The following is a 9,881-nucleotide window of genomic DNA, read 5'->3' as shown; positions in this document are numbered from 1 at the left end:
GGGGGGGGGGGGGGGGGGGGGGGGGGGGGGGGGGGGGGGGGGGGGGGGGGGGGGGCGGGGGGGGGGGGGGGGGGGGGGGGGGGGGGGGGGGGGGGGGCGGGGGGGGGGGCCCGTCTCGACGGGGCCCTCGGGCGGCACCACTCGCGTGGGCGGACGCACGGGCGATTCGGCCGGGTGCGCCCCCGGTTCGGCTGCCGGCGTCTCGTCCGTCGCGTACGTGGTCATCCGGCTGCCGTCGGCGTACACCCAGTGACCATGGGCGGAGTCGTAGAGCCACACGGACTCGCCGTCGATGACGACGCCGGTCCGCAGGCCGCGGGTGCGGGTGCGGAAGGACTCCCGGTCGAGGCCGCCCGCGAGGTCCTCCACCGCGGAGCGGTAGCGCGCCAGGGCCTCCTGCGCCCGGCCCAGCAGCGGCCGCGGATCGGCGGCACGGGTGAGGGGCCCGTCCGCGGCGGGCGGATCCAGCGGCACGGCGACCAGGCGGCGGCCGTCGACCCAGGCCGACCAGCCGTTGAAGCACAGCACGTGCCCCCAGTCGCCCTGCCGCTCCAGGAGCTGCACCGGCAGCAGGGGGTCCAGGTCCACGGTGGGCCGGGCCGGGTCGGGCGCCTCCCAGGCGGGCATCCCGTGCTGCGGGACGACGTGCGTGGGCCGGAAGCCGGGGGTCGTCATCGGCGCTCCCTACTTCCGCATGACGGCCGGTTCGTGCCGGCGCAGCATGCGGGACACCAGGAACCCGAAGAGCACCGACAGCACGACCAGCATCCCCACGTCCAGCAGCCACGTGCCCGCCGAATGCTCGAACAGCGGGTCCTTCGTCAGGTCGTCGGGCACGATCCGGGCCAGTCCGACCGTGCCGGCCATCGCGGCCAGCGCCCAGCGCGCCGGCACCAGCCAGCCCAGCTGCTCGAGTCCGGGGGTGTCGGCCAGCTTCAGCAGGGCTCCGCAGAACACGACCTGGACGATGGCGATGAGCACGAGCAGCGGCATCGTCACCTCTTCCTTGCGCACCAGCGCGGAGATGAGCAGGCCGAGCATCATCGCCGTGAACGCGAGCAGGGCGACGGCGACCGTGATCTCCACCAGCGGCGGCATCAGCACGCCTTCGCCGCCCGGTGCGTTGAGGTCCACGCCGAACAGGGCGACCAGGGTCAGCACCACCGCCTGGAGCACGGTGATGACGCCCAGGACGATGACCTTGGACATCAGGTACGCCGATCTGGACAGGCCCACCGCCCGTTCCCGCTGGTAGATCACGCGTTCCTTGACGAGTTCGCGGACGGCGTTGGCGGCTCCGGTGAGCACCGCGCCGACGCACAGGATGAGCAGCGCGTTCATCGCCGTGTCCTGCGTCAGCTTGCCGCCCGCCAGGGCACGGGCCATCGCGCCCATCACGAACGGCAGGGCGATCATGATGATCAGGAAGGTGCGGTCGGCGCTGAGCGCGGCCGCGTACCGGCGCACCAGCGTGCCGAGTTGGGCACCCCGGCTGCGCGGCCGGGGCGGGGCGGTGATGACGACGGGCTCGGACCGGGGCTGCTGGGGCTGCGCGGAGGCGTCGATCACGTACCGGCCGTGGAAGGGCGAAGCGAGGTACTCCCCCGCCCAGTCCCGGTCGGTGTCCCGGTCGAAGGCCTCGAAGGCCTCCGGCCACTCCTCGAAGGCGAAGAACGCCAGGGCTTCCTCGGGCGGCCCGTAGTAGGCGATCTTCCCGCCGGGCGCCAGCACGAGGAGCCGGTCGCACACGTCGAGGCTGAGCACGCTGTGGGTGACGACGATGACGGTCCGGCCGTCGTCGGCGAGGCCGCGCAGCATGTGCATCACCGAGCGGTCCATGCCGGGGTCGAGGCCGGAGGTCGGCTCGTCGAGGAACAGCAGGGACGGCTTCGTCAGCAGTTCCAGGGCCACGCTGACGCGCTTGCGCTGACCGCCGGACAGGCTGTGCACGTGCTGGTCGGCGCGCTGTTCCAGGCCCAGTTCGCGGATGACCTCGTCGACCCGGGCGCGCCGCTCGGCCTTGGCGGTGTCCTGCGGGAAGCGCAGTTCGGCGGCATAGGAGAGGGCTTTGCGGACGGTCAGCTGCGCGTGCAGGATGTCGTCCTGCGGGACCAGGCCGATGCGCTGGCGCAGCTCGGCGTAGTCGCGGTAGAGGTCGCGGCCGTCGTAGAGGACGGTGCCGTGGTCCGCGGGCCGCTGGCCGGTGAGGGCGTTGAGGAGTGTGGATTTGCCGGCGCCGCTCGGGCCGACGACGGCGAGCAGGCACTTCTCCCCCACCGGGAAGGACACGTGGTCGAGGAGCGTCTTGCGGCCGCGGTCGACGGAGACCGCGAGGTCCTGCACGTCGAGGGAGACCTCACCGGTGTCGACGTACTCCTGGAGTTGGTCGCCGACGAGGCAGAACGCCGAGTGGCCGATGCCGACGATGTCACCCTGGCCGACCGGGGCGCGGGTGACGGGGCTGCCGTTGAGGTAGGTGCCGTTGTGGCTGCCCAGGTCGATGATCTCGTAGGTTCCGTCGGCCAGGGCGCGCAGTTCGGCGTGCCGCCGGGAGACCTGGAGGTCGTCGATGACCAGGTCGTTGTCGGTCGCGCGGCCGATGCGGACGGTGCGGGAGGGCAGCGGCCGTACGGTCGTGGGCTGCCGGTAGGTGCCGGTGTGGGCCGGCATGGAGACGGCGGACGGGCGTTCCGGGGTGCGGGGGACGGGGGCGGGGCGGCCCGCGAGTGTCATGCGCGGTCCGTCGGCCGGACTACCGAAGCGGATGACGCTGCCGGGTCCGACGTCCCACTCGTGGATGCGCCGGCCGTCGGCATAGGTGCCGTTGGTGCTGTCCTCGTCCTCGATGGTCCAGTGACCGTCCTCGGGCTTCAGCACGGCGTGGTGCCAGGAGACCCGGTCGTCGTCGATGACGATCTCGCACGACGGGTCGCGCCCCACGTGGTAGTCGCGGCCCGGAATCATCACGGTGGTGCCGGTCTCTGTCTCCAGCACGAGCTCTGGTGCTACCGAGGGTTGCGCCATGGTCAAGATTCTACCGATTTGCCCTGTTGTGCGCCTGGGCGAGCGGGAGCGGTCAGCGGGTCAGCGGGTCAGCGGGTCAGCGGGTCAGCGGGTCAGCCGACGGTGATGCCGACGAAGGGAGCGGCGCGCTGCATCCGGAGGGCGTCCACGGACTCGGCGAGCAATTCGTATTCGGTGGTGTCGTCACTGGTGGCGATGCGTACCAGCCGTCCGGCCGCCAACTCCTCGGCGATCCGCTCCTGCTGGGCGGGATCGGCGCACCAGGCGCGCAGCAGCCCGGGCACGTCGGGCACGGTGTGGGCGACCGGCACGAGCGCGCCCGGCGGTAAGTGGTCGGCGTCGGGCCGGGGGTCAAGACGCTGGGCGATCCAGGAGGCGCGGTCGCGCAGCCACCACAGGGCGAGGGCGAGAGTGGGCGCCCGGTAGGTACCGAGGGGCACTCCGATACGGCGGCCGTCGCAGACTCCGTATGCCGTGACGTGGCACAGAAACTCGTCGTGCACGTGACCCTCCCCCGTTGCCCTGCCCGTCTGCCGGCCCGGCTTCGCTTCTGCTGCGGCTCGCGTGCTGTGCGTGAGGGCGCCGTCGCTCGATGTGAAAAGCGCTCCCGCAGGTCAGTATGTTCACTACTGAATCACTGTCACCACGACTTTCCGGCCACTCTCCTGGCATATTCACACCCCGGGCTGGCCGAAACCCGGCGAGGGGTCGCAACGGCCCATGATTCCGGAGGTAATCGACGCTCCCGGCGAGTGCGGGCAAGGTGGCCACACGGGTTCACCGCCAGGGGAATCCGGGCCCTGACCAGCAGGTACGACTCCCTGGAGGCTGATCGCCCATGTCCGCAACCGCCCGCCGTCACGGCGACGCCGTCGCCCGCTACTTCGAGGCCTGGAACGCCGAGGACCCGGCCGCACGCGCCAAAGCGGTCGCCGCCGCCTGGACCGAGGACGGCGGTTACACCGACCCCCTGGCCGACGCCAGCGGTCACGAGGGGATCGCCGCCGTGATCGCGGCGGCCCGGAAGCGGTTCCCTGGGTTCGAGTTCCGGCTCACCGGTGTCGTGGACGGGCACCACGACATCGCCCGCTTCTCGTGGGAACCGGTCAGCACCGCCGACGGTTCGGCACCGGTCGCCGGGTCGGATGTGATCATCCTGGACGGGCAGGGCCGGATCAGGGCCGTGCTCGGGTTCCTGGACCGGGTGCCCGCCGGAGCGTGAGGCCGGTGTCGCGATGAGTTCTCCGGCGTCCGGCGGTCTGCACGAGGCAGAGACCGCCGAGCACCCGGAGGACGTCATGACCGTCACAGGAGAACTGGACGCGGAATTCACCGCCGTTTTGCGAAAAAGCCCCGCCGAGGGCGGCTGGACCTATCTGGTCTGGCCCCGGTCCGTCGCGTTCTTCGGCACCCGCGGCCTCGTCAAGGTCCGCGGAACGATCGACGGCCACCCCTTCCGCAGCTCGTTCATGGCCCTGGGGGACGGCACGCACAAGCTGCCCGTAAAGGCCGGCATCCGTAAGGCCATCGGCAAGGAGGAGGGCGACACGGTGACCGTGCGCCTCGAGGAGCGGACCGGCTCGTAAGGCCGATCCGCTCGTAGCCCGGATCCCGGGGACCGATGCCCCCGGGCAGGCGGACCCGCTACTGCTTGACGATGGCGTCGATGCGGGCCAGCTCGTCCGCGTCGAAGTCCAGGTTGCGGATGGCGCCGACACTGTCCTCGATCTGCCGCGCGCTGCTCGCGCCGACCAGCGCGGAGGTGACCCGGCCACCGCGCAGCACCCAGGCCAGTGCCATCTGTGCCAGGGTCTGGCCGCGGGACTTCGCGATGTCGTTCAGATCGCGCAGCCGGCCCACCAGGTCCTCGGTGAGCGCGTCGGAGCTCAGGAAGGGGCTGTCGCCGGCCGCCCGGGAGCCGTCGGGGATGCCGTCGAGGTAGCGGGCGGAGAGCACGCCCTGCTCCAGCGGACTGAAGACGATGGAGCCGACCTGGAGCTCGTCGAGGGCGTCGAGCAGGCCCTCGTCCTCGGGGCGGCGGTCCAGCATCGAGTAGCGCGGCTGGTGGATGAGGAGCGGAGTGCCCAGCTCGCCCAGGATGCGGGCGGCCTCGCGGGTCTGCTCCGCGGAGTAGTTCGAGACGCCGACGTAGAGCGCCTTGCCCTGCTGCACCGCCGAGTGCAGGGCACCCATCGTCTCCTCGAGCGGGGTGTCCGGGTCGGGGCGGTGCGAGTAGAAGATGTCGACGTAGTCCAGGCCCATCCGCTTCAGGCTCTGGTCCAGCGAGGACAGCACGTACTTGCGGGATCCCCACTCACCGTACGGGCCCGGCCACATCAGGTAGCCGGCCTTGGTGGAGATCACCAGCTCGTCGCGGTACGGCGCGAAGTCCGCCTTCAGGAACTCGCCCAGCGCGGACTCGGCGGCGCCGGGCGGCGGGCCGTAGTTGTTGGCCAGGTCGAAGTGGGTGACACCGAGGTCGAAGGCGCGGCGCAGGATGGCGCGCTGCGTCTCGACGGGCCGGTCCGGGCCGAAGTTGTGCCACAGTCCGAGCGAGAGCGCGGGGAGCTTCAGGCCGCTGCGTCCGGTGCGCCGGTAGGGCATGTCCGCGTAGCGGTCGGGGTGTGCGGTGTACAACGCGACTCCAGAGGGGTTGGCACGGTCGGGATGAAACCGGTGTCCACTCTGCGTGACCTGCGCTCATGCGTCCAACAGAAGAATCCGATGGAATTCAGCGGCTACGCTTCTCAGTCATGGAACTGCGTCACTTGCAGCACTTCGTCGCGGTCGCCGAGGACCAGCACTTCACCCGCGCGGCGGAACGCCTCCTGGTGTCCCAGTCGGGCCTGTCGGCGTCCATCCGGGCGCTGGAGCGGGAGCTGCAGACACCGCTGTTCGTGCGCACGACCCGCCGGGTGACGCTGACCCCTGCCGGGCGGGCGCTGCTCGGCGAGGCGGAGCGGATCCTCGCTCAGGTCCGTTCGGCCCACGAGGCGGTGGCCGCGGTGCAGGGCGTGCTGCGCGGGATGCTGGCGCTCGGATCCGAGCAGTGCATCGCCGGGGTGCACGTGGCGGGGCTGCTGGCGGCGTTCCGGCGGAGCCACCCGGACGTGGAGATCTGTCTGCGGCAGGCGGGCTCGGGGGCCCTTGCGGAGGAGGTCGCGGCCGGGCGCCTGGATCTGGCGTTCGCCGTGCGCACCGCCCAGGAGGACACCGACCAGTTGCGGGCCGTGCCGCTGACGAGCGAGCCGATGACCGTGCTGTGCCATCCGAGCCACCGGCTCGCGGCGGCCGGGGTGGCGGTGACACCGGAGGATCTCGGCGGTGAGGTCTTCGTCGACTTCCATCCGGACTGGGGGCCGCGACGTACCACCGACGCGGCGTTCGCGGCGGCGGGCGTCCGCCGGAGCGTCGCCCTGGAGGTCAACGACGTGCACAGCCTCCTCGACCTCGTGGGCGAGGATCTCGGCATCGCCGTCGTGCCGCGTCACTTCCGGCACAAGCGCGCCTCGCTGACCGCCCTGCCGGTGAAGGGGGCCGAAGACGCCGTGTACGAGACGGTGGCGCTGCTGCCGCCCGAGCAGGCGACCAGTCCGGCGGCCCGGGCCCTGATGGGGCTGCTGGAGACAGGGGGTCTGGCACCACCCCGGGAGGGTGTCCACTCCTCCTGACCCGATCCGTTCCGCACAGCAGACTCGTGACCGTTCCCGGAGGCAACGACGGTCAGGAGTAGGGCAGATGACGGATCCCACACGGCGGAGCGTGCTGCGCGGCGCGGCCGCGGTCACCGCGGCCGGCGCGCTCGTCGGCACCGGCGCCGCAGCCGCTCCAGCCCTGGCGACGCCCCACCGCACCACACCGCTTCCCCTTCCTGGAGGGTGCATTCGAGCCGGTCACCGAGGAGCTGACGGCCTTCGACCTGCCGGTCACCGGCCGCATCCCGCGTGAGCTGAACGGCCGCTACCTGCGCAACGGCCCCAACGTCCTGGGCCTGGAGGACCCGCGCGCCCACCACTGGATGCTCGGCGACGGCATGGTGCACGGGGTGCGGCTGCGTGAGGGCCGGGCCGAGTGGTACCGCAACCGCTGGGTGCGCTCCTCGCAGGTGGCGAAGAAGCTCGGCGAGCCCTATCCGGGTCCGTTGCCGCCGGACGACTTCCCGTGCGACACCCACGTGATCCCCCACCCGGGGCGGATCCTCGCGCTCCAGGAGAGCGGGCCGCTGCCGTACGAACTCGACGACGAGCTCAACACCGTCGGCACGTACGACTTCCGGGGCACGCTCCGGGGCCCGCTCACCGCGCACACCAAGTTCGACGTTCAGGCCGACGAGCTGCATGCGATCGCCTACTACCCGACCTGGGACCACGTCCGGCACCAGGCCGTCGGCCCGGCGGGCAAGGTGGTGCGGACCACGAGGATCCCGGTGGCGGACGCGCCGATGATCCACGACTTCGCGCTCACCGAGAATCACGTGGTGATCCTCGACATGCCGGTCACCTTCGACTCGGCGGGCGCCGAGCGCGGCGACCTCGTGCCGTACGTCTGGAACGACCGGCATCCGGCGCGGGTCGGCGTGCTGCCCCGCAGGGACGGCCCGGTCCGCTGGTTCGAGGTCGACCCGGTCCACTACTCGCACACGCTCAATGCGTACGAGGAGGGCCCGCACATCGTCGTCGACATGACGACCTTCGACGCGCCGTTCCTCGTCGCCGGCAACGGCTCGGGCGGCCCCCACACGGCGGGCACCCCCCGGCTCGACCGCTGGACGATCGACCTGCGGCACGGCCGGGTGCGGACCAGGACCCTGGACGACCGCCCTCAGGAGTTCCCGCAGGTGAACGAGGCGCTGGTGTCCCGCAGGCACCGGTACGGCTATGCGGCCGCGGCCGCGGAGATGTCGCGCGCCTACCAGGCGGTCGACGGCACCCCGCCCGACGGGGCCTTCGCCAACGCGCTCATCAAGCACGACCTGCTGCGCGGCACCTCCGAGGTGCACCGGCTGCCCGCGGACGCGGCGGCGAGCGAGGCCGTGTTCGTGCCGTCCGACCCGTGCGACGGGCGGGCTGCGGAGGACGACGGGTATGCGATCGCGTATGTGCACAACCCAGACCGCGGGGCATCGGACCTGGTGATCGTCGCGGCCCAGGACTTCACCGGGGAGCCGGTGGCCCGGATCCACCTCCCGGGCCGGGTGCCGCTGGGGTTCCACGGGAGCTGGATTCCCGACGCGTGATCCCCGGCGATGCGCGATGGTGGACTCATGTATGCGAAGGACATCCTCATCGACGGCTTCAGCCGCATCCGCGAAGAAGTCCACGCCATCGTGGTGGGTCTCGGGACCGACGAGCTGAGCGCCCGCCCCTCCCCCGACACCAACTCGATCGCCTGGCTGGTCTGGCACCTCACCCGCGTCCAGGACGACCACATGGCCGACGCCTTCGGTCTGGAACAGGTGTGGCTGTCCCAGGACTGGGAGAAGCGCTTCGGTCTTGACCTGCCGCGCCGTGACACGGGCTACGGCCACAGCCCCGCCAAGGTGGCCCGGGTCCGGGTCGACTCGGGCGAGCTGCTGACCGGCTACTACGACGCGGTGCACGAGCAGAGCCTGGACGCCCTGCGGGGCCTCGCCGCCAAGGATCTGGAGCGGGTCGTCGACGAGCGCTGGGACCCGCCGGTCACCCTGGGCGTCCGGCTGGTCAGCGTCCTGTCCGACGATCTCCAGCACATCGGACAGGCCGCCTACCTGCGGGGGCTGCTTCAGAGCGCGGCGGCGTAACCGGGCAGCACCACGTCGCGGATGAGTGCGTTGCGCTCGTCGAACGGGAGGAACGCGCTCTTCAGGGCGTTGACGGTGACCGTGCGCAGATCCTCCACGGTCCAGCCCGCCTGCTCGACCAGCAGGGACATCTCACGGGTCATCGTGGTGCCCGAGACGAGCCGGTTGTCGGTGTTGAGGGTGACGCGGAAGCCGAGGTCCTTGAGCGCGGTGATCGGGTGCTCGGCGATCGAGGTGGCGGCGCCCGTCTGGAGGTTGGACGTCGGGCACATCTCCAGCGCGATGCGCCGGTCGCGCACCCAGCCCGCGAGCCGGCCGAGCTTGCCCGCCGCCAGGTCCGGGATATCGTCGGTGATCCGCACGCCGTGCCCGATGCGCTGGGCGCCGCACACCTGGAGGGCCTGGTGGATGCTGGGCAGGCCGTGCGCCTCCCCGGCGTGGACGGTGAAGGGCACGTTCTCGCGGCGCAGGTGCTCGAAGGCCGCGAGGTGGTCGGCGGGCGGGAAGCCGTCCTCGGCACCGGCGATGTCGAAGCCGACGACACCGGCGTCGCGGAACGCCACGGCCAGGTCGGCCGCCTCGCGCACCCGGTCGAACATCCGCATCCCGCACAGCAGGGTGCCGACCCGCACGGGCGTGCCCGCGGCAGCCGCCTTCGCCATGCCCGCCGCGAGGCCCTCCTGGACGGTCTCCACGACCTCGGCCATGGTCAGCTCGCCGTTGGTGTTCAGCTCGGGGGCGTAGCGCACCTCGCCGTACACGACACCGTCCGCCGCCAGGTCGAGCACGTACTCCTCAGCCGTGCGCAACAGGCCCTCGCGGGTCTGCATCACGGCGAGGGTGTGCTCGAAGGTGGCTATGTAGCGCACCAGGTCGCCGGAGTTGGCGGCCTCGTAGTACCAGGCGGCGAGCTCGTCCGGGTCGGTGGTGGGCAGGGTGTGGCCGACCGCCTCCGCCAGCTCCACCACGGTGGCGGGGCGCAGGCACGTGCTCCGGGGCGTCGCGAGCCAATACCGCCCAGTCGAGGTTCCGCAGTGCGGGCTCGGCGTCGCAGCCCGAGGGCAGGCGGGGCGTGGAC

General features: G+C 71.9%; 9 protein-coding genes and 1 pseudogene. 5 read left to right on the top strand and 5 right to left on the bottom strand.

What is annotated here, in order from left to right; all coding sequences use genetic code 11:
* Positions 1-171: 171 nt before the first annotated feature.
* The 3 genes and pseudogenes from ABZ281_RS22460 to ABZ281_RS22450 all read right to left on the bottom strand — a co-directional run.
* A pseudogene (locus ABZ281_RS22460) lies at positions 172-675 on the bottom strand (hypothetical protein); the annotation flags it as partial.
* 9 nt (positions 676-684) lie between these two features.
* A complete protein-coding gene (locus ABZ281_RS22455; RefSeq protein ID WP_356658016.1) occupies positions 685-3,024 on the bottom strand; it encodes an FHA domain-containing protein in 2,340 nt (779 codons plus the stop codon).
* A 92-nt stretch (positions 3,025-3,116) separates the two neighbouring features.
* Positions 3,117-3,527, bottom strand: a complete 411-nt coding sequence (locus tag ABZ281_RS22450) for a hypothetical protein (protein ID WP_356658014.1) — start codon at positions 3,525-3,527, stop codon at positions 3,117-3,119.
* Positions 3,528-3,862: 335 nt separating this feature from the next.
* Here ABZ281_RS22450 and ABZ281_RS22445 point away from each other — a divergent pair, with 335 nt between their 5' ends.
* Together ABZ281_RS22445 and ABZ281_RS22440 are read left to right on the top strand one after the other, a co-directional pair.
* Entirely contained in the window at positions 3,863-4,246 is a 384-nt protein-coding gene (locus ABZ281_RS22445; RefSeq protein ID WP_356658012.1) for a nuclear transport factor 2 family protein, read from the top strand.
* 76 nt (positions 4,247-4,322) lie between these two features.
* On the top strand, positions 4,323-4,610 hold the full coding sequence (locus ABZ281_RS22440; RefSeq protein WP_356658022.1) for a DUF1905 domain-containing protein: 288 nt from the start codon (positions 4,323-4,325) through the stop codon (positions 4,608-4,610).
* Between the two features lie 58 nt (positions 4,611-4,668).
* Here ABZ281_RS22440 and mgrA read toward each other — a convergent pair whose 3' ends face one another.
* Entirely contained in the window at positions 4,669-5,661 is a 993-nt protein-coding gene (mgrA, locus tag ABZ281_RS22435; protein WP_356658010.1) for an L-glyceraldehyde 3-phosphate reductase, read from the bottom strand.
* 116 nt (positions 5,662-5,777) lie between these two features.
* Here mgrA and ABZ281_RS22430 point away from each other — a divergent pair, with 116 nt between their 5' ends.
* From ABZ281_RS22430 to ABZ281_RS22420, 3 genes are all read left to right on the top strand, one after another.
* Positions 5,778-6,695, top strand: coding sequence for a LysR substrate-binding domain-containing protein (locus ABZ281_RS22430; RefSeq protein ID WP_356658008.1), 918 nt, complete (start codon positions 5,778-5,780; stop codon positions 6,693-6,695).
* Positions 6,696-6,769: 74 nt separating this feature from the next.
* A complete protein-coding gene (locus tag ABZ281_RS22425) occupies positions 6,770-8,260 on the top strand; it encodes a carotenoid oxygenase family protein (protein ID WP_356658020.1) in 1,491 nt (496 codons plus the stop codon).
* A 27-nt stretch (positions 8,261-8,287) separates the two neighbouring features.
* Positions 8,288-8,803 carry a DUF664 domain-containing protein gene (locus ABZ281_RS22420; RefSeq protein WP_356658006.1) on the top strand — a complete coding sequence of 172 codons (516 nt, stop codon included), beginning with the start codon at positions 8,288-8,290 and terminating at the stop codon, positions 8,801-8,803.
* Here ABZ281_RS22420 and ABZ281_RS22415 read toward each other — a convergent pair.
* Positions 8,785-9,786 carry an adenosine deaminase gene (locus tag ABZ281_RS22415; protein ID WP_356658018.1) on the bottom strand — a complete coding sequence of 334 codons (1,002 nt, stop codon included), beginning with the start codon at positions 9,784-9,786 and terminating at the stop codon, positions 8,785-8,787. The two genes, ABZ281_RS22420 and ABZ281_RS22415, sit on opposite strands and share 19 nt — an antisense overlap.
* Positions 9,787-9,881 lie beyond the last annotated feature (95 nt).

Origin of the sequence: Streptomyces sp. NPDC006265 (genome assembly GCF_040613555.1) — a bacterium.
Lineage (GTDB): Bacteria > Actinomycetota > Actinomycetes > Streptomycetales > Streptomycetaceae > Streptomyces.
Note: the sequence above shows the minus strand (reverse complement) of the source record. Positions and strands in the feature narration are given on the sequence as shown.